Raw genomic sequence first — 20,800 nt, forward strand, 5'->3', positions numbered from 1 at the left:
AATAGGCTAGGACGCATTTTAAGCACCTATCCTGAGATTAGCTGAATCTCCCTCAATCCCTTTACTGTTGCCCTTTATTATTCCTAGCAGTTGACATCCTCGCCGCCGTAAAACGGACGGCGATTCCCAAACCTCACGATTTAGGTTTCTGCTTCTTTCCCTTGCGGGGTTCCGCACCTGCCTTAACAGATTTACTCTGTTCTGGTCTTATGGTCGCTCTACAGACTGACACCGCAAGCCCTGCGGCCAAAATATTTTTACTGGCGTTAATATCTCGGTCATGGTGAGTCCCACAGTCTGGACAGTCCCACTCTCGAATATTTAACGGCATTTTCTCAGCAATATACCCGCAATTACTACACTTTTTAGAGCTAGGAAACCATCTATCTATTTCGATGTAATTTCTCCCATACCAACGGCATTTATAGGCTAATTGTCGCCCCCCCCAACCCCCACCCCCCCTGCCCCCCGACATCGGGGGGGTCGGGGGGGCAAGGGGGGGCAGCTTACATCAGATATTGCCTGAGATAACTTGGGGTTTTTGACCATATTCTTGACGGCTAAATTCTCAACCACAATCGTTTGGTTTTCACGAACTAATTGAGTGGTTAGCTTGTGTAGATGGTCTTTTCTACTATCGGTGATTTGAGCGTGAATTCTGGCTACTTTGATTCTTGCTTTTTCCCGATTTTTTGACCCTTTCTGTTTTCTAGAAAGGCTTTTTTGGGCCTTTCGCAGTCTCCGATAATGCTTTTTAAAATGCTTGGGATTAGACACTTTGTCACCATCGCTGGTAATCACGAGGCTACTAATTCCTAAGTCAATTCCGATGGCTTTATCTGTTACTGGTAAAGGCTTAATCGTTGGGTCATCAAATCTAATTGAGATATGCCAACGCCCAGAGGGATGTAATCTGACTGTTACTGTGCTTGGTTCACAGCTTTCTGGTATTTGTCTTGACCATCGAATAGGTAAAGGTTCTGTGCATTTAGCTAAATAGATTTGTTTGTCTTTAAATTTAAAAGCAGATTTGGTAAATTCGGCACTTCCTCCCTGATGTTTTTTCTTAAAGTTAGGATACTTAGTACGACCAGCAAAGAAATTAGTAAAAGCTGTTTGTAAATGTCTTAACCCTTGTTGTAAAGGTACACAGCTAACTTCGTTTAAAAACTCTAATTCTTCTTGCTTTTTCCAATCGGTTAGCATTGAAGAAGTTTGAGCGTAGCCTACTCTTTCTTGCTTTTCGTACCATGCTTGTGTTCGTTCGTGGAGAGCTTTGTTGTAAACTAATCTTACACAGCCCAAAGTGCGCCGCAATAGCGACTCTTGTTCGGGTGTTGGGTAAAATCGGTAAGAATAGGCTTTTTCCATGTCTCACATTTTAGGATATATTTCGTAAACGATGCTCATATTTAACAGTAAAGCCGTCGTAGAACGACGGGGTTTCAGACCCAAATTTCCGATGACTAGAACTCAACCCCTATCCCCTAGCCAAACCGACCGAAAAGATCAGATAATCTTCCCCAAGGGCGAATTTTGGAGTGATGAACCAACCTGGGAAAGTAATTTACACCTAACCCAGATTATTTTATTGATAAAATGCCTAGAATGGTTATGGCAAGATAGAGAAGATTACTTTGCAACCTGGAATTTAACCATCTACTACAGCCCAAATCAGAAAAAATCAGAATACTTTAGAGGACTTGACTTTTTTGTAGTATTAGGAACCACTAGAAACCAAAACCGGAAAAGTTGGGCAGTATGGCAAAAAGAGGGAAAATATCGGCTCTCTTAGGTTTGGTGGGCAAAATGTATTCTAAGATACATTCTTCCTAGCGAGCGAGTGGAAGGAACCACAAAGACACAAAGGACACAAAGATTGATCGATCCTATATAAGTTAAACTTATCACACAGAACCTAGAAGAGCCAAATATCAACCGATTCAACCCAATCAGCAAGGTTGGTTATGGAGTGAAGAATTGGGGTTATATTTAGGTATATACGCCGATAAATTGCGTTATTTTAGTTCTAAGGGCGAGTTAGTCCCCACACCGGTGGAAGCCGCTATTCTGGAGAGACAGTCCAAAAAATCTGAACGTCAACAAAAATAACTAGCTCCACCCAAAGTCGAGCAGTTAACGGCAAGATTAAGGGAATTAGGCATCAATCCTCAGGAAACCCTGTGGGGGAGGGGTACAAGGTGGTCAGTGCGTTTATCGAACTGCTTGCACCCTCACCTCTCATCGGGAAAATCAAAATTAACCTTTTTTGATAACTTTAGAAGCCAAGGCACCCAAACCTAACCCCAATAGGCCGACAACAGCACTAGGCTCAGGGATGAGTTGTAGGTTCCAGCCCGGTTGATTAAATGCTTCTTCCACACCCATTAAGTCATCCGGAACTGTAATATCCATGCCGGTATCGGGAAAGTTAGAAATAAAAGCGGGGTTGCCCAATTCCTCAAACTCACCAGTACCAAAGCCAATATAATCATTAGTCCCATTAGCTACAAGCACAAAATTCATCACTGAACCATCGAAACTAGCCTGAGCAGGTGGGTTCGGCATATTGAAAAAACCACCATAATCAGAGACAGTAGTGCCAGACTCCCAGATAGTGGTGTTGAGGGGAACACCATTATACACGAGGTTACTAAATCCATCGATCTCGATAATATTCCCTGTAGCCGTTCCCGTCAGTATTCCACTGAGAACTATCATGTTCGCGGCGTCGTTATAGGTGAAGCTGAACTGGGCAGCTTGGGCGGGATAGGCTAGGGCGGTCAAACCGATGGCGGTAGCAGCCCCTGCTAAAGAGGTTTTTAAAGACATCATTGCTTTGCTCACGAAAAATACTGTTAGGGACACCGGCCAAGATAGCATAGGACGGGTAGAAAGTCAAGTCTCTTCATAGAAAGGGTTGGCTGAATAAATTAAATATAAAAACCTTGTAGCATAGGACTTTTCGGCTTTTTTGGCAGTCCAAAAAACAGATGGTTAACCGCTCACCCCCACCCCCCCAACCCCCCCGACGTCGGGGGGGCAAGGGGGGGTAAGATAGCTGCCAAGAATAAAGAAAAATGGTATTAACCGCTCACCCTACTCCCCTCTCCCAGAAAAGGAGAAATGGGTAATTACCCTCACCCTATTTGCCTAAAAATATTAAGAGATGTAACTATTTATGCCTAACCGAGAAAGTGATTACTCAACAGGGGTGAGATCAGGATAGTCTAGATCGAGCAGTCAGATAGATGTTTACTTAAATTCCTAGTTCAGATATGTCCGTTTCTAGTCCTCCTCGTTCCCTGCGTATCGGTTCGCGTAAAAGTCAGTTAGCCCTAGTACAAACCTATTGGGTACAGGCAGAATTGAGTAAACACCACCCCCATCGACAGTTTGAGGTGGAGACGATGAGTACCCAAGGCGATAAAATTCTCGATGTGGCCCTGGCGAAAATCGGTGATAAGGGTTTATTTACCAAAGAATTAGAACTGGGAATGTTGGATAGATCGATCGATCTTGCTGTTCATTCTCTCAAGGATCTGCCCACTAATTTACCGGAAGGTTTAATCTTGGGTTGCGTCACGGAAAGAGTTAATCCGGCCGATGCTTTGGTGGTAAATAGCCAAAACCAAGACTATCAATTAGACAGTTTACCGGCAGGTGCGGTGGTGGGGACTTCTTCCCTGCGGCGATTGGCCCAGTTGCGTTACCATTATCCCCATCTGACTTTTAAAGATGTGCGCGGCAATGTTAACACCCGTCTGGCCAAACTGGACGCAGGAGAATACGACGGGATTATTCTGGCAGTAGCGGGACTGGAAAGGTTAGGATTAGGCGATCGAGTTCATCAGGTTATTCCGGCGGAAATTTCTCTCCATGCGGTGGGACAGGGGGCTTTAGGGATAGAATGCCGCGATGGAGATGCGGAGGTTTTGCAAGTCCTAAAAGTGTTGGAACACGCCCCTAGTCGCGATAGATGCTATGCTGAACGCGCTTTTTTACGGGAGTTGCAGGGGGGTTGTCAGGTTCCCATCGGAGTGAATACGGCGATCGAGGATGGTATCCTAACTTTAACGGGTATGGTGGCTAGTCTCGACGGTAAGCGCCTGATTAAGGACTCGGTTAGCGGCGCTCCTAGCCATGGGGAAGTCTTAGGACGAGATTTAGCCCATAAAGTGTGCGAGGCTGGTGCTGGAGAGATTTTAGCCGAGATTTTCGCTGAAGTGGGCCGATAATTAGTTATCAGTGATCGGTTATCCGTTATCAGTCTTAAGTAGGGTTGGCTGAATAAATCTCACCTTTTCCGCCGGGATGATAGAATTGCCTTTCGGAGTCAGGAAATTGTGCAGGATGTGACGATTTTGAATTAAAACTAAAGTTGCGATCGCTAAGAGAAAATAACCAAAACCTTTTTGTAACTGTTTTGCGGACACAAAATGTCCCAGATAGGAACCGATAAGAGTACCGAGGGCAGCCGCAAAAGCAAAAGATAGGGTTAACTGCCAATCGACGCTAATATGACCTAAATAGCCCAATAATCCCGCTACAGAATTGAGGAAAATAATCAGCAGGGAAGTGGCGATCGCTTGAACCATGGGGATTTTGCCCAATAATACCAGTGCGGGAACGATAGCGAAGCCTCCCCCAACCCCAACTAATCCCGTCAGGACACCCACAGCGATTCCTTCGCTCATTAACCAGAGCCAGCAATATCGGCAGACTGGTTGGGGGTAGAGAGTCAGATTTTTTTGCCGATCGCGGGCTTTATAATCAGGATTATCTATCTGTGTTGATCTACTAATCATAAAGGCTGCCGCTAGGAGCATTAGTGTCGCAAACAGGAGCATCTGGAAGGTGGCAGTGACGAAGGGTAATGTGGCTAATCTTGCTCCCAAAAAAGCCCCTATCATCGTGGCAGAACCGAAGATAAAAGCGGTTTTTAAGTTAATGTTGCCTTTTTTCCAGTGGGGAATCGTGCCAAGTAAGCTAACACTACCAATGACTAGAAGCGTCATAGCGATCGCCGATTTGGTCGGTACTCCCATCACATAGACTAGAATCGGTAATGCTAGTACAGAACCTCCTCCTCCTAACAATCCCAGACTAATCCCCGTACAAACGGCTAATAAATGTCCAATTAACCAAGTCATTTCAGTTATCAGTTATCAGTGATCAGTGATCAGTTATCAGTTATCAGTTTCTGAAGGCAACAGGCCCCAAGTAAAGAATCTGACAATTCTCCTACCTAAAAAGAAGGCTAGAAACTAAGTACATCTTAGGTTTTAGATTCTTCTCTTGTTATCAGTTATCAGGAAATCATATTTTATTATTTACTGGTTACTGATTACTGATTACTGCTTACTGCTTACTGATGGGGTTGATTGTAGGGAAGTTTAGCCAGAAGCATAGCTAAAGCACAGGTATTACTAATCCCCGCAAAAACTAGACCAGAACCGACAAAACCGCTTAAAATCAGGAACCAAGGCGAGAGAAAGGCTCCTAATACTGTTCCGAGGACTACTAAGGAACCAGCGACGATCTGCACCTGACGAAATAGGCTAATTGGCGCATTTTGGTCTTTTTCTGTAGCATAACCCGCACTTTTCCAAGTATTTAAGCCGTTTTTTAGCTGGGCAACTTGGCTAAATCCTGCCGCAATCAGTTTTTGTGCCGCTACAGTGGATCTGCTGCCGGAATTACAATAGAGAACTAGGGTTTGATTGGGGTCAAAAGCGATCGAATTAGGGTTAAAACTGGAAAGTGGTACTAATTTGGCCCCTGGAATGCGATCGCTGGCGTACTCCCCCGGTTCTCGCACGTCGATTAAGCAAACTTCTCGGCGCTCAATTAAGTTTTTTAAAGTATGGGCATCAAATTCTAGTAATTTTGCTTGATTTGTGGTATGGGTCATCGTTAATCTCCTGAATGGATATTTAAGTTAAAACAACTCCTAAATTGCCGCAGCCTTGGTTAGCGGGAACCGCCTCCATGATCTTTTTGGGATCTGGTAAATTAAGACTGTTCATAAACTCGATAAATTGTCTGCGGTTACGTCCGACAAAACGGGGATTGTATTGTTTTTCTTCGGCAATGGTGGAGACAGTTAAACCGCGATAGTCGTGGCCGGGATAAACTAGGGTACTATCGGGAAGAGTGAAAAGTTTTTGCGTGACCGAATCAAAGAGAGTACCAGCATCGCCGCTTTGGAAGTCGGTACGACCACAACCCCGGATAAATAGGGCATCTCCTGTCAAAATATGACTGTTATTGACTAAATAGGCTAGATGACTATCGGTGTGGCCAGGAGTAGCAATCGCTTTGATGGTGATATTTCCCAGTAACAATTCCTCTCCACCCGCCAGATGGCGATCGGCACAGGCTACTTGAGCATTTTCGGGAACTATACCCAGACAGCCTGTGATTTGCCTTAATTTTCCAGTTCCTGTGACGTGATCGGCGTGAATATGGGTTTCTAAACAATATTTTAGCGTTAATCCTAGCTCCCGTAATTGCCGATCATCCCTTTCCACCTGTTCCCGCACTGGATCCACTAATACCGCTTCCTTGCTGACGGGATCGGCAATCAAATAAGTATAAGTGCTGGTTTCGGGATCGAACATCTGACGGAATAGCATGATCTCTGACTCCCCTTACATAGCTTTATAACTATACTACCATATAATTATAAATTTGTAGGAAACCTCTGGCAGGATTAATTTTTGGGCTGTATCTCACTGTCGAGTCAAGAGCCAAAATACAAATAAAGCGAGAACTGTCGCTCTTACAGTTCCCGCTTTATTCCTGTTGCATTGTTGGAGTATCTAACCCCCAAATATTGAGTTAAATTAGTACAAATCTTCTTCTTTGTGGGTGACGATCACACAGTCAGAAGTCGGATAGGCCACACAGGTGAGGACATAACCCGCTTCAATTTGATCGGCATCTAAGAAGGATTGTTCGGACTGATTAACGCTACCAGATTCGATTTTACCAGCGCAACTAGAGCAAGCACCAGCACGGCAAGAAGAGGGTAGAGCTAATCCTTTTTCTTCTGCTATATCGAGAATATATTCATCATCGGGAACATCAATTGTCTGCTCGCCACCGGGTGTTTTCAGGGTGACTTTATAAGTTGCCATAGGTTTTTCCTCTTAATTAATCTAGTGAAAACGGCAGTCTCAAAATGCCTTTTCTCCCCGTTTAAACTGAACGGGTCGAATCAGTTTCCTTTTTGATACTACGGGAAAATTCACCAGGCTCAACTTAGCATTAGTAATGACATCTTTAAATAAACTTAAAATAATATTTACTTATCTCTTGGGTAAATAACCCCCGATAGTTGTGGATCAATCGTCAAATAATTTCATCAATCTTTAGGTAATTAAGTAGTCGGATAACATTAAATTTTTTTAGCTATCAGCTAGAAAAGGTAAAAGGCAAAAGTTGGGAGTGGGTGAGATGCAGAAGAAAAAAGCTTAATCCCGCAAAAAAGCGAGGGGATAACTCATATTCTCAGCAAAGCCCAAAATAGCTCGATCGCGATGCTCATAGAGTAAATTTCCTTGACTATCAAATAAAAAAGTCCCTCCTCGTTGGGTGAGATAACTACTATCGGGGATATATGTTGACCAATTGCCCAAAACTTGACCCATATTACGGAGTCTCAGGGTGGCTAATTCAAAAGGTCGCTGAAAACCTTCACCCCCGGCAAGATTGAATAGGGAACCCCGGAAAGGTGGTAAAGGCCGCGCTTGCATTGTTTCCTCCTCGGCAATTAATTGGGGAGCTTTGCGATCGCCAAGATAACCCCGCAGCACTTCGGCCAGAGTCCCCGGACTACCCAGACCCGCACACATCAAAATTAGATTTAACCAGGCATTTTGCCCAGGAGAAAATCTGGGTAATTTTAACGATAAACCGCGATACAGTCCTAATAAATTATGTAATTCAGCTTTGGGGTCAACAAAAAGCCAATCTTGCCGAAATTTCGTATATTCAGCGAATTTCAACCCTGAATTGCGATCGCCGATACCGATGGCACGAATGGATATCCCGGCATTTTGCCAAAGGGCTGCCTCTTTTTCTAACCACCAAGCGTATTCGAGACTGTCAAAATCTCCCAATTGCGGCCAAACAAGAATTAAAAGACGTTTGTAATCAGTACAATCGCTTAAAATTGGCACTATTTGCCCATCGCTGACCCTTTGGCGTTGAATTGTTGAAAATATTTCATATATGCTGCTCATAGATAAATTTCTCCTAATAAAACCGCTGCTTTTGCCCCCGTGACTTGCGGTAAATTACCGGGGAAATCGTGCCAGCGCCAATAGGCCAAGAGGGCAAAAGCGATCGCTTCTTTAAAATCGCTATTTAATCCTACCTCATCAGTGGTCAAAAGCTTGACATTTGACCCCAAATGTGCTAAGAGTCGTTGGCGCAGGTAGGCATTACGAGCGCCACCACCGCAGAGCAGCACTTCCGCGGGCATTTCCGGCAAAAAGGTTTGATAGCTGTGAGCGATCGAAATGGCGGTTAAATCGGTTAAACTGGCCAACCAGTCGGCATGACTGAGGCAATAAGCTTGGGCATCCCGGTGCAATTGGGCTAGATAGGCGGGGCTAAATAACTCTCTGCCGGTGGATTTAGGGGGATATTGTTGAAAATAAGGCTCCTGTAGCCATTTATGAACTAATTCGGAGCAGGGTTGACCCTGGGCCGACCATTGACCGTTATGGTCGTAGGTTTGTTGGCCTTGGCTCAAAAATTGTACGGCCAAATCGATAAGGACATTGCCGGGGCCAGTATCCCAACCGAAAATTTTTTGCTGCCAATTTTCCCTTTGTCGGGGGGGTAGATAGGTTAAATTGGCAATACCGCCGATATTTTGGACGCAGCGGGTTTTGGTGGGGTGAGAAAGCAGATAAGCGTCAATTTTCGGCACTAGGGGCGCACCGTGACCAGCTTGGGCGATATCGGCAGCGCGAAAATTACTAATGGTGGGAATACTGGTGATTTTTGCGATCGCTGCTCCCCGTCCTAATTGTACCGTGTAACCGAGGCGATCGTTTTCGGGGGGTCGATGAAAAACGGTTTGACCGTGACTGCCGATTAATTGGGCTTTTGGGGCTTCTTTTTGGATATTTAAAGCGGCTTGGGCGAATTCTGCGGCTATATCATCATCTAAGCTGGCTAAAGCTTCAATAGATAGCTTTTCTCCCCCACAGACTTGTAAAATTGTCTCTCGTAATCGGGGGGAATAGGGGTAGGTTTCCCCTGCTAAGAACTGCACCTGTGGAGATTCCACTGTACCGCTAATCTCCACTAAAGCGGTATCGATACCATCCACCGATGTGCCACTCATTAAACCGATAACTAACAAGTTTTTTCCCTCAAGTGTCGATTGTTGATTATTTTATCCCCCCCCGACAATAGTAACAATTTCTAATTTATCCCCCTCCTTGATTTCCGTGTTTTCCCAATACTGACGATGGAGGATTTCCCCGTTATATTCCACTGCCACTAACCGAGGATTCATGCCCAAATTTTCTAACATTTGCGGTAGTTTAGTTGCGGGTAAACAGGTTTGAGTTTTGCCGTTAATTTGCAAGGTTATTTCTGACATGGATTTGGATACGAACAAATGAATTAATCGGAGTATTCAGGAGACAGGAGACAGCTTTTTTCTCCCCACACCCCACACCCCACACCCTACACCCTACACCCTACACCCTACACCCCACTTCATAATTCATAATTCATAATTCATAATTCCCCCTCCCCACACCCCACACCCCACTTCATAATTCATAATTCATAATTCCCACACCCCACACCCCACACCCCACTTCATAATTCATAATTCATAATTCCCACACCCCACACCCTACTTTAATTGGGTTAATAATTCTTGTGTCACCACATCGGGGTGCTGCGCTTCCATGATGGCCCGGACTACAGCTACCTGTTGCGCTCCTGCCTCTAAAACCTCTTTAATGTTACTACTATCAATACCACCGATCGCAAACCAGGGTAAAGGGCAATTTTCCCGCGCATAACGGACATATTCCAATCCTGCCGGGGTTTTTCCGGCTTTGGTGGGGGTGGCATAAACAGGACCGACTCCCACATAATCGGCCTTTTCTTGGATTGCTTTGGCCATCTCTTGGGGATTAGTGGTGGACCTGCCGATAATTGCCGTTGGGCCGAGAAATTGCCGCGCTAGGGAAACCGGTACATCCTGTTGGCCGAGATGAACACCATCGGCATGAATGGCCTGAGCAATATCGACGCGATCGTTCATAATAAACAAAGCATCGTAACGGTGGCATAACTCACAGAGTTTAGCAGCTTCTTCTAAACGAATGGTATCAGCGGCGGTTTTATGGCGGTACTGCACCAATTTTAACCCCCCTTTTAGGGCTAATTCGACGATTTCTAAGAGATTTTCGGCAGGAGAAGTGACTAGATAGAGAGGAGAGGCTTTCAGTTTTTCCAGAGGTGGAGAGATTAATAGTTTACTCTCTAGCTGATAAACCCGATAGCGCAGCTGTTTACAGGCTATCCCTAGCTCCAGATCATAGAGTTTACCGTATTCTTCTAAAACCCTTAAGGCCTCCTGCACGCGAGCCAGATTTGCCTGCAGCAGTCCCTCGACAGTCTCCCGGATTTCTTCCCTGGGATGGCTTAAATCCCTGCCGATATCGCCGGCCGTGTCCCGATGTAGTTTAAGATCGATCGAGTGCCAACTAGCTAATTGATGGCGCATTTCTTTACATTCTTGGGCTAAATCGGGATTATCTAAGCCAAAACGACACCACTCTTCGATAATTCGCAGTCCTTCTCTGGCGCGGTCAAGGTTAGCATCGATAATCCGTTTAATCGCCGTGGTTTCTAGTTTCATTTGCCGTCAATGGGGAGTGATTATAGCCGTCAGCCAATTTGATCCCCCTCAATCCAGCTTGGAAAACGGAACTTTCCTGGTTTTCCCCCCTTTTTTAAGGGGGGCAAGGGGGGATCATATTCTCTTTATCATCTAAGATATTACTATTCTTGGCCCTGGTTCGGGGAACAGTAGAGGCGGCATCAGACAACTAAAAAGAGGGATGAGAAACCCAGGCCAAGGATAATTTTAACCCACACGGATATTCTTAAGCGCCCCTAGGTGTTCTAGTAATTGCTGATGAGCCTGGTCATGTATTGGGTAGAGACTATTGTAACAGATGGTGACGAGGGATTGGATATCCTCGACTAAATCCGCGTCTGCAATGGATTCATGGGGTTGATTGAGGATAATGACTTGGACATTCAAGAGACTGCACAAACCCAAAATAAAATCATGACAAAAGCGACTGACAGTTTCCGCATGGGTTAAAACTAGACATTTCACCTCACCCTGACAAATCATCGCCACTAGACGCATAAAATTAGGGTGATTGTGGCTGACTCCGTTGCCGATATCGGTGAGAATTTCAAAGGGTTGACCCTGCTGACGACAAAAGGATTCTAACGCTTTTATCTGGGTGTCTAATTGGGGTTTTTGTTCAGGTCGATTAACACGAGCATAGCCAATAATCAATGGGGTTGCTTGACCAGATTGTAAGAGATCTTCTGGTCGAAATCGGCGATGACCGCCGCGGGTACGAATTGAGGCAATTTTACCCTGTTGTTCCCAGCGCCGGAGGGTTTTAATGCTAACTCCGAGCAAATCCGAGGCTTCTCGAATAGTGATGAGGGTATTCATAGTATATAAGCTTTTAAGTAGGGTTTGCTGAAAAAGTTTGTTGGTGGGACTGGGAGTCAGGAGTCAGGAGACTCCGAGACAGGAGACAGGAGACAGCTTTTGTGTATTCTCCCCACTTGCCACTTGCCACTTGCCACTTTCAAGTCAGGAGTCAGTAAGAATTGCGGCAATTTACATTTCTTAAGATAGAGAACAGAATTTATGTCCGACTACTTAACTTAATCCAGTTTTAATTAAAGAAATTTCTCGAGAGAGAATCGTCCAACTTTAGACAGTCAGTTGTCCACTTTTATACTGCCATTGCCCTACACCAGCAACTATAGATGATTTAGGAAAATTAGTCATACCTCTTTAGATAGAGATATTAAACGGGATTTTTGGTCTTTCTAAAACCTGAGTTTGTCCGGGGGTTTTGGGGTGACATTTTTAGGGGACTAAAAAGACCTTGCTGTGGGGATGAATTGCCTTCCCCCCGTTTTCCCCGTTAGGGAGTTGATTGCCATCGAACTACAGTTTTGACTGTCAAAACTGTTAAGTTTTATATATTGTACCTCTCTTGATTAAGTTGTGTAACGAATTGAGAGATTTTTTTTAAGTAGAGCCTGTTTATTTGTCCAACTTTCACCAAAAAGCTTGGGTATATTTATAAACTTTTGGGTAATTATATTCGGGGAGAACTGCTGTAAATTGGACAAAAATATATAGGTATTGTCGAAAAATAATTTTCTAAAACACAGGGTAAGCGAAGCGCATCTTAACAATCCTTAACAAAATGAACTTGATTTATGTGAGTTGCTTACCCAGAGGGGGATTCAGGAATATTTGAGGAGAATTTACCATCTCAATTGTTAAGCAAAAATCGACCAAATATTAAGAATTACTAACTATTTTGATTGACTGGTATCACTTGAAATGCCCACACAGCAAGCAAATAACAAAATAGTCCAATGGTCAATAGCATTTGAGATGCGCTCACCCTGTTCTAAAACATTTGTTTTTTGTTGAAGAGTTTCGCTATAATTATGTTAGGTCAAATAAAAGGGTATCAGCAAGCTTAACGATTGTTTAACCTCTTTTTATGGCTATAGTACACACAATTAACGCTGGATGATTCAGTTATGATGACAACCAACAAATTAACCAAAACTTTTGCTTCTGGCTCTCTAGCCATTGGGGTTCTCGCCGGCGCAGTGCTTACCGCTACCAGTGCCAGTGCCGCGATGTTAAGTTGGGCGGATTGGACGAGCGGAACTCCTCTTATTGAAGGGGACAAAAAAGTTACGTTCGTCTCGGGTACCATTGGGGCCGAGGCGGTGGATGATGTTGCGCTGATGGGGATGGGTGATCATTATTATTTCGTATACGATGCTATGAATGGTCCCGCTATGGCTAATGTCAATTCCGGGTCTTTCACATATACAATCGAGGTCATTGGCTCCCCCGATTATATTGTCGGGGTTGACCTGGATTCAAACGTAACATCCAACTACGGGACTGTAACCGAGACATTTGTTGAGGTACCTAATGTCTTAGTTTCAACTAACGGCTCACCGGTCCCTGCTAGCGGTTTCATCCCTATCGCCCCCAAGAAACTGTTGACCGTCACAAATACCCTAAATAATACTGGTGGCGCCACTGAAGGTCTAATAGACTTCCAAAATTCTTTCCGTCAAACAACCGTTCCCGAACCGGGTACTATCCTCGGACTTCTGGCAGTGGGTGGTTTAGGATTGGTTTCCCGCTTCAATAAGCAAAAATAACAGTTACCAATGTGTGCAAGACATTGATAACTGTGACGTTGAAGAAGAATAGCTAAAGGTTAGATGCCCTGGGAGGATTTCTAACTTTTTCTTAAGTGTTGATTCTAACACAAGTCAAGACCTGATTTTGGTTTTTAATCAACTTCTGTAGGGGCGTACCGCGTACGCCCTCCCCTCGAAGGCAATTCGCCCCTACGGTGGGGAAAATTCGTATTCTGTAGGGGCGTACCGCGTACGCCCTCCCCTCGAGGGCAATTCGCCCCTACGGTGGGAAAAATTAGAGTATTGTAAAGTGTAATTCTGTGCGGCCATTTAGGGGAATTCCTCAAGGCTATATAATTAAGCTTTGGGTAATTTGTCCCACCATATTTCTTGCCCGCGAAAAACTGATGTCTTCTTTACTTTCCGCTATTCCCCTCGACGCGATCGCTTATAATCCCCAGGGTTTAGTGCCGGCGATCGCTCAAGACTATCTTGATGCTACAGTGTTAATGATGGCCTGGATGAATCGGGAATCCCTCGAAAAAACCCTCACCACTGGGGAAGCGTGGTATTGGAGTCGTTCTCGTCAAGAATTGTGGCACAAAGGGGCCACCTCGGGCCATATCCAAAAAGTGCGTCAAATTCGCTACGATTGCGATAGTGATGCTATCCTGCTGACGATTGAGCAAATCGGTGATATCGCCTGTCATACCGGCGAAAGAAGCTGTTTTCACCAAGTAAATTCGCAAAAATCACCGCCAGCGGCCGACACCCTCTCGGAATTGTTTAAGGTAATTTGCGATCGCAGAGACGAGCCTCATCCGGAATCCTACACCTGTAAACTTTTGGCCGGAGGAGATAACAAAATTCTCAAGAAAATCGGCGAAGAATCGGCAGAAGTGGTCATGGCCTGCAAAGATAATGATGGCGATGCTATTGCCTCAGAAGTGGCCGATCTTTTTTATCATACCCTCGTCGCCCTCGCCTATCATCAAGTCCCCCTGCGAGATGTCTATAAAAAACTGCAAGACCGGCGCCGGTAATCAGTTATCAGTTATCAGTTATCAGTTATCAGTTATCAGTTATCAGATTTGAGTTTTAAGTGGGTGGGTGGAATTAAATATAAGATGAACGTAGGTTGGGTTGAAGCATGAAACCCAACGCCCGATTATGTTACGCTACCGCTAACCCATCCTACAAATAATTGTGCCTCCCTACTTAAGTGTTAAGTTTCCGATTCCTGAATACCGTCTCCTGACTCCTGACTTGAAAGAGGGTGTAGGGTGTAGGGTGTGGGGTGTGGGGGGATGGGGAAATGGGGAGACCACTTCGTGCGCGTTGCGGGGGGAAGTGGGGAAGTGGGGAAGTGGGGGAATTTCAACTAAAACCCTTAAACCCTAACACCCCAAAACCCCCAACACCTTTTTTGACTTTTGACTTTTTACTTTATATTTGTGGTTTACGACTTAGTAATTATCGGTGCCACTCCTGCGGGGATAGAAGCGGCTTTGTTGGCTGTTCACCTCAAAAAAAGGGTGGCTTTAGTGCAACAGCCTTCTAGGGACAATTTAGAGGCATCTGAGGACATTTTTAGCAAGGGCTACAGCCAAATTATCCATCTCTATAAACTGCTTAATCATTGGCAAGAAACGGCTATTTATCCCCAATGGCAACGGTTGCGGCAATGGTTAGAGGAAGTGGATAAAACTATTAATAAATATCATTCTTTGGCAAGATTAGCCACGGAAGGAATAGACGTGATCCTGGGTGGGGGGGAATTTGTCCGGCTGCCCCATTTAGGATTCGTGGTTAACGGTCGGCAATTGTTGGCTAAACACTATCTTATCGCCCCGGATTTTTCTCCGCAAGTCCCGAAAATTTTCGGCTTAGATGATGTTAATTATTTTACCGCTCAAACCCTTTGGCAAGAGCCAAATTTAGACAAGTTGGGACAACATTTAGGGATTATTGGCAACAGCAGCATGGCTGTGAGTTTAGCCCAAATTCTCCGACGTTTGGGGAAAGAAATTAGCTTAATTATCGAGGATAGTTATCTACTACCGGATATTGATCAGGAAATCTCCTCTTTAGTTACTGCCATTTTAGAAGCGGAAGGAATTAAGATTTTACCCGGCTATTGTCCTAGTCAAGTGAAAGCGATCGAGGGTCAAAAATGGCTACAATTAGGTAATCGTGTTATCGAAGTTGATGATCTGATTTTTGCCGGTAATTATCAAGTCAATGAACAGGGATTAAATTTGGTCGGGGTGGGAGTGAAACTAGAACAAGGATTAATCAAGGTTAATCAGCAGTTACAAACCGATAATTCCCGCATTTATGCTCTAAATTTACTCAGAAATAATTATCCCGATCCTACTTTAAATCACCGGGCCGCTTTTGGGTTAGTCAAGCATCTGCTCACGGGAGAAAAATTTAACTTTAATCCCGATCAAATTCCCTCATTTATTGCTTTTGATCCGGCTATTGCTTGGGTGGGTTTAACCGGAAAAGCGGACCAGGACAGCTATGGTGAGCAGGTAAAGATGATCAACTATCCAATTAAAAATATGGTCTCACAGCAAATCTGGGGGGAAACCACGGGATTTTGTCAATTAATCTACCGACAAGATGGTAAAATACTGGGAGCGCAAATAGTCGGTAATCAAGCAGCAGAAATGATTAGTATTATCAGTTTAGCTTTACAAGAAAATTTAACCATACAATCCCTCAATAAAAATATTTATGCTTGGGGAAGTATGGGAGAGATTATCGGAGAAATGACGGAATTAATCCCCCAGAAAAAATCTTGGTTAACTTGGCTAAAAAAATTATTTAGATAATTAGATTGAGAAGGAAGATTAAATTATGAAACCGAAATTTATTGTCTTTGAAGGTATTGACGGATCTGGAACAAGTACCCAAGCAAAACTCCTACAAGAATATTTTTTCAAGCGAGGGGAAAAAGCAGTTTTAAGTCCAGAACCTTCCGAGGGAGTCATCGGTCGTTTGATTCGAGAAATAATGCAAACTAATCTTATTTCTATCCAAGATCAAAATAAATTTGACCGACAAATGGCTTATCTGTTTGCAGCTGATCGCCATTATCACTTATATAATGATCACGATGGCGTTTTTAAACTTATTCACCAAGAACAAACCCACGTTATCACTACTCGTTATTATTTTTCCTCCCTGGCCTACAATTGCAATAATCCCGAAGAATTTGCGTTTGTTAGGCAGTTAAATCAACATTTTCCCAATCCCGATTTAGTCATTTATATCGATGTTCTTCCCGATATTTCTCTGGCAAGAATTAAAAACCGAGCCATCACAGAAGTGTACGAAAAACAAGAAAAATTAATCAAAGTTCGTCAGATGTTTCTGGATATATTTAAAGAATATAAAGATAATTGTTTACAACTGGATGGCAGTGATACAATAGAACAGCTTCACCAAAATATTATTAATTATCTTGACCGAATTAATTTAAATCCATGCTTAGTACAGAAACCACCCCTAAATTCATCTACCAACCCCACTATAAACCCAATCAATTAATCTGCGGTCACGGCCAAACGGCAATTATCACGGGATGGACAGTAAAACAGTCCCTTGCTAAACATTTAAATACCGACCAATACGCAGTAATTGGTAATCTTTATAGTCCCACCAGAGGAATTAGTCCCCTGCTGAGAAACTTAATAGCAAATCCCCACGTTAGATATTTAGTTATTCTCAATGCGACTAAGGAAGATAAAAACTCTGGTAGCTGTCAGTGTTTGCTAGATTTTTTTAGTCAAGGATTTCAGTCAGGAAAAAGTGACACAGGTAGAGAATGTTGGCTAATTAATTCTTCTATCACGGGATATATTGACAAAGAAATTGACCGAGAAACTCTCGAAAAATTACGTCAATCGATTCAATACCAAATGGTTAAATCTATCCCAGAAGCGATTGAAACTGTCAAAAATTATGCAGAACAATCTCCCTTACCAACTTGGGGAGAACCCTTAATCTTTCCCCTCTTAGAAAATCTTCCTTCTCTCCTACCCGGGACAAGATACGGTCATCGCATTGAAGGCAAAACTATTGCCGAAACTTGGGTAAAAATTCTCCAAAAGATTAAAACCACTGGCACAATTAGACCGACGGGATATGATGGTAAATGGCAAGAATTAATTGACCTAATGGCCGTTGTCACAAATGAACCCTCAGACTTTTATTTTCCCGAACCTAATTATTTGCCTATAGATAGAGCTTTTCTTACCGAATATATCGGACAAATTCTCGATGATTCCCCTATACACCAAGGAGTTAAATACACCTACGGTCAAAGATTGCGCTCTTGGTTTGGTCGAGACCAAATTGCACAGGTTATCAATAAATTAATCTCAGAAATTGACGCCGCTAGTGCAGTTATGTCCCTCTGGGATGTGAAAGACCACGAAAAGGGAGGTAGTCCCTGTTTAAATCATATTTGGGTGCGAGTGGTGGAAAATGAATTGTCTCTCACTGCAATATTTAGAAGTAATGATATGTTTGCCGCTTGGCCGGCAAATGCCATGGGATTGCGCGCTTTACAGCAACATATTAGAGATGAGATTAGTAAGCGCTCTGACTACAATTTATCAATGGGTCCATTGATTACTATCAGTCAATCGGCCCATATATACGATGATACTTGGGAAAATGTCGAACGATTAATCGCCACCCAGTACGATAAAATTGTCAATCAGCGCGATTTTTTTGACCCTAGCGGTAACTTTTTGATTTCTGTGGAAAAAGAACAAATTCTTCTCCAACAAACTACCCCCGGCAGTGGGGAAATTGTCGCCTGTTATCAAGGCAAAAATCCCCTCAAATTAATCCGCGAGCTTGCCGCTACTAATCCCGCAATTATTCCCGAACATATCGGTTATCTGGGAATCGAACTACAAAAGGCATACAACTGTCTCAAGAATAATCAGCCGTATATACAAGACCAGTAGGAATTATGAATTATCAATTATGAATTATGAATTATCAATTATGAATTGGGAATTGGGAATTGGGAGTTGGGAATTATGAATTGGGAATTGGGAGTTGGGAGTTGGGAATTATGAATTATGAATTATGAATTGGGAATTGGGACCTATTTTCAGTGAAGGGTGAACAGTAATCATCAGATCTACCCATTATTAACCCTATTGCTGAATAACTATTTTAGGCTGTAGGTAGTATTCATCTTCTCTGACAACTATCTCACCAATGCCGAGAAATTGAGCCTCTAAAGACTCCACGGCAACCAGAGAACCTATCATAACATTTGTATCGGTGAGATTAATTTTTCTGCCGTGAAACCAATCGATAACTTTCTCTGGTGTCAAAGAAATCCAGTCTAGATGTGCCAAGGCAATGCGAGGCGAAATTAAACTCTCGGAATTAGCCATTAACGCTTCCAGATTAATACTATCGGCTAATTGAAAACCACAGCTTTCCGTGCGAGTTAAACTGGCTAAAGTGCCACCCACAGCTAACACCTTGCCCAAATCTCTGGCCAGGGAACGGATATAAGTCCCCGATCCACAGTCAATATCTAGCTCTATTTGTGGAAATTCGCCCTCTAACCAGCCTAAAACCGTAATTTGGTCAATTTTGACCTGACGAGGCTCCACTGCGATTATTTCCCCTTTGCGAGCCAATTCGTAGAGACGGCGACCATCCTGGTGAATAGCACTATACATCGGCGGAATCTGAGCAATATTGCCAATAAATTCCGCTAAATGGGGTTTAACTGCCTCTAAAGTTAAATCGCCACAGGGACAAGTGGCGATCGCTTTTCCCGTAATATCATCGGTATCGGTGCTGAGTCCTAACTGGATTTTGGCCCGATAAGCCTTATTTTCGGGTAAATAGGGCAGTAATCGGGTGGCAGATCCGACGGCGATCGGTAAGACTCCCGTAGCCATAGGGTCTAAAGTTCCGCCATGGCCGACTCGTTTTGTCTTAAGAATTTTTCGGACTTTGGCCACACAATCGTGAGAAGTCCAATCGGGGGGTTTATTGAGATTTAAAAAGCCAAACATTATAAATTATCAATTATGAATTATGAATTATGAAGTGGGGTGGTGGGGTGATGGGGAGAATAGATAAAAGCAATCTCCTCAATTCTGAATACTGACGGCTGATAGCTAAAAATCTGACGTATTATATAATTGCATAACTTCGCTTAAAGGTAAACGGGAACGAACACCGAGGGAAAGGTCAGAAAAATGACCAAGATCATAATGATCAACGGCAGCGCGAGCAATCATAGCGGCGTTATCAGTACAGAGTTTAAGCGGCGGAAAATAGACGGTTAAATCATGATTTTTGGCGGCAGTTTCCAGATGATTTCTCAAGGCACTATTAGCAGCCACTCCTCCCCCGATCGCGATAGTTTTTAAACCATAATCTAAGGCACAATTGATTGTCCGACGGGTTAAACTTCTGGCTACCGTATCTTGAAAACTAGCGGCTATATCAGCTACGGGTAAATTATCTGGCTCGAATTTCTCTACTAAGCGCAAAACAGCAGTTTTTAAACCGCTAAAACTGGAATCGTAGGCATGAAAACCGCCGGAAGGTAAAGATATTTTACCTTCAGGTAAGGGAAAAGCTTGGGGATTACCATCTTTAGCCATGCGATCGATGATCGGACCTCCGGGATAACTTAAGTTTAATAATCGTGCCACTTTATCAAAAGCTTCTCCGGCTGCATCATCTCTAGTGGTTCCTAATTGTTGATATTTACCGCAGCCCTGCACATGGATTAAACTGGTATGACCTCCAGAGACTAAAAGAGATAAAAAAGGAGGTTTAAGATCAGATTCAGCTAGATAGGAAGCATAGATATGACCTTCGAGATGATGAATGCCGATAAAGGGTTTATCGTGGACAATAGCGAGGGTTTTGGCTGCCGTCATTCCCACCATTAAAGCACCTACTAAACCGGGGGCAACTGTGGCGGCTATTCCATCAATTTCTGACCAAGTTAAACCCGTTTCTTGCCAAGCTTTTTCTAGACAAAAATTAATGGTTTCTAAGTGTTGTCGGGAGGCCATTTCTGGCACAACACCGCCATAGAGACGATGGAGATCAATTTGAGAAGAAACCACACTACTCAACACACGGTTATGGTTAACAATAGCCACAGCCGTTTCATCGCAACTGGTTTCGATCGCTAAGATAATTGTCATGATTTAATCAGTAAATCGTCAGAAACCCCCCTTATTAAGGGGGGATTAAGGGGGAATCCATCTTTAATTTAATTATAACCACTTACTTAATTTTGCTT

Annotated in this window: 18 protein-coding genes and 2 pseudogenes; 7 read left to right on the forward strand and 13 right to left on the reverse strand. The window is 43.5% G+C overall.

Annotated elements, in window-relative coordinates; all coding sequences use genetic code 11:
• Positions 1–133: 133 nt before the first annotated feature.
• Positions 134–1,371: pseudogene (locus tag B5D77_RS00860) on the reverse strand (RNA-guided endonuclease InsQ/TnpB family protein).
• A gap of 91 nt (positions 1,372–1,462) precedes the next feature.
• On the opposite strand from B5D77_RS00860, the pseudogene B5D77_RS27885 reads away from it, so the two are divergent.
• Positions 1,463–2,064 (forward strand): annotated as a pseudogene (locus tag B5D77_RS27885) (Uma2 family endonuclease); the annotation flags it as partial.
• 195 nt (positions 2,065–2,259) lie between these two features.
• Here the strand turns inward: B5D77_RS27885 and B5D77_RS00875 are convergent.
• Complete coding sequence (locus B5D77_RS00875; protein ID WP_106908092.1) at positions 2,260–2,883, reverse strand: PEP-CTERM sorting domain-containing protein; 624 nt, start codon at positions 2,881–2,883, stop codon at positions 2,260–2,262.
• Positions 2,884–3,278: 395 nt separating this feature from the next.
• Here B5D77_RS00875 and hemC point away from each other — a divergent pair, with 395 nt between their 5' ends.
• On the forward strand, positions 3,279–4,238 hold the full coding sequence (hemC, locus tag B5D77_RS00880; protein WP_106908093.1) for a hydroxymethylbilane synthase: 960 nt from the start codon (positions 3,279–3,281) through the stop codon (positions 4,236–4,238).
• Positions 4,239–4,256: 18 nt separating this feature from the next.
• On the opposite strand, the gene B5D77_RS00885 is transcribed toward hemC, so the two are convergent.
• The 9 genes from B5D77_RS00885 to B5D77_RS00925 form a co-directional block, all read right to left on the reverse strand.
• Positions 4,257–5,153, reverse strand: a complete 897-nt coding sequence (locus B5D77_RS00885; RefSeq protein ID WP_106908094.1) for a sulfite exporter TauE/SafE family protein — start codon at positions 5,151–5,153, stop codon at positions 4,257–4,259.
• 215 nt (positions 5,154–5,368) lie between these two features.
• Positions 5,369–5,914: a rhodanese-like domain-containing protein gene (locus tag B5D77_RS00890; protein ID WP_008201726.1), complete on the reverse strand. Its 546-nt coding sequence runs from the start codon at positions 5,912–5,914 to the stop codon at positions 5,369–5,371.
• A 22-nt stretch (positions 5,915–5,936) separates the two neighbouring features.
• A complete protein-coding gene (locus tag B5D77_RS00895) occupies positions 5,937–6,638 on the reverse strand; it encodes an MBL fold metallo-hydrolase (protein WP_106908095.1) in 702 nt (233 codons plus the stop codon).
• 210 nt (positions 6,639–6,848) lie between these two features.
• Positions 6,849–7,142: a ferredoxin gene (locus B5D77_RS00900; protein WP_008201722.1), complete on the reverse strand. Its 294-nt coding sequence runs from the start codon at positions 7,140–7,142 to the stop codon at positions 6,849–6,851.
• A 336-nt stretch (positions 7,143–7,478) separates the two neighbouring features.
• Positions 7,479–8,249 (reverse strand): peroxiredoxin-like family protein, encoded by a 771-nt coding sequence (locus B5D77_RS00905; protein WP_106908096.1) that lies wholly within the window; start codon positions 8,247–8,249, stop codon positions 7,479–7,481.
• On the reverse strand, positions 8,246–9,382 hold the full coding sequence (locus B5D77_RS00910) for an anhydro-N-acetylmuramic acid kinase (protein ID WP_008201719.1): 1,137 nt from the start codon (positions 9,380–9,382) through the stop codon (positions 8,246–8,248). Before B5D77_RS00910 ends, B5D77_RS00905 begins: the two co-directional genes overlap by 4 nt.
• Positions 9,383–9,415: 33 nt before the next feature.
• Positions 9,416–9,625 (reverse strand): sulfur carrier protein ThiS, encoded by a 210-nt coding sequence (thiS, locus tag B5D77_RS00915; protein WP_002751314.1) that lies wholly within the window; start codon positions 9,623–9,625, stop codon positions 9,416–9,418.
• Positions 9,626–9,886: 261 nt separating this feature from the next.
• On the reverse strand, positions 9,887–10,903 hold the full coding sequence (locus B5D77_RS00920; RefSeq protein WP_106908097.1) for a thiamine phosphate synthase: 1,017 nt from the start codon (positions 10,901–10,903) through the stop codon (positions 9,887–9,889).
• 228 nt (positions 10,904–11,131) lie between these two features.
• Positions 11,132–11,743: an IS607 family transposase gene (locus B5D77_RS00925; protein WP_008201712.1), complete on the reverse strand. Its 612-nt coding sequence runs from the start codon at positions 11,741–11,743 to the stop codon at positions 11,132–11,134.
• Between the two features lie 1,118 nt (positions 11,744–12,861).
• Here B5D77_RS00925 and B5D77_RS00930 point away from each other — a divergent pair.
• From B5D77_RS00930 to B5D77_RS00955, 5 genes are all read left to right on the forward strand, one after another.
• Positions 12,862–13,503 (forward strand): PEP-CTERM sorting domain-containing protein, encoded by a 642-nt coding sequence (locus B5D77_RS00930; protein ID WP_106908098.1) that lies wholly within the window; start codon positions 12,862–12,864, stop codon positions 13,501–13,503.
• Positions 13,504–13,892: 389 nt separating this feature from the next.
• Positions 13,893–14,528: a bifunctional phosphoribosyl-AMP cyclohydrolase/phosphoribosyl-ATP diphosphatase HisIE gene (gene hisIE / locus B5D77_RS00935; protein ID WP_008201700.1), complete on the forward strand. Its 636-nt coding sequence runs from the start codon at positions 13,893–13,895 to the stop codon at positions 14,526–14,528.
• Between the two features lie 411 nt (positions 14,529–14,939).
• On the forward strand, positions 14,940–16,325 hold the full coding sequence (locus tag B5D77_RS00945; protein ID WP_008201698.1) for an NAD(P)/FAD-dependent oxidoreductase: 1,386 nt from the start codon (positions 14,940–14,942) through the stop codon (positions 16,323–16,325).
• A 25-nt stretch (positions 16,326–16,350) separates the two neighbouring features.
• Positions 16,351–17,043 (forward strand): dTMP kinase, encoded by a 693-nt coding sequence (gene tmk / locus B5D77_RS00950; protein ID WP_008201695.1) that lies wholly within the window; start codon positions 16,351–16,353, stop codon positions 17,041–17,043.
• A complete protein-coding gene (locus tag B5D77_RS00955) occupies positions 16,980–18,473 on the forward strand; it encodes a thymidylate synthase (protein ID WP_106908099.1) in 1,494 nt (497 codons plus the stop codon). The genes tmk and B5D77_RS00955 overlap by 64 nt, the downstream gene beginning before the upstream one ends.
• A gap of 195 nt (positions 18,474–18,668) precedes the next feature.
• Here the strand turns inward: B5D77_RS00955 and truB are convergent, their stop codons facing one another.
• Both truB and tsaD read right to left on the reverse strand, forming a co-directional pair.
• Complete coding sequence (truB, locus tag B5D77_RS00960) at positions 18,669–19,550, reverse strand: tRNA pseudouridine(55) synthase TruB (protein WP_106908100.1); 882 nt, start codon at positions 19,548–19,550, stop codon at positions 18,669–18,671.
• A gap of 105 nt (positions 19,551–19,655) precedes the next feature.
• A complete protein-coding gene (tsaD, locus tag B5D77_RS00965) occupies positions 19,656–20,702 on the reverse strand; it encodes a tRNA (adenosine(37)-N6)-threonylcarbamoyltransferase complex transferase subunit TsaD (RefSeq protein ID WP_008201690.1) in 1,047 nt (348 codons plus the stop codon).
• Positions 20,703–20,800: the final 98 nt, after the last annotated feature.

Source organism: Microcystis sp. MC19 (assembly GCF_003019735.1).
Taxonomy (GTDB): Bacteria; Cyanobacteriota; Cyanobacteriia; order Cyanobacteriales; family Microcystaceae; genus Microcystis.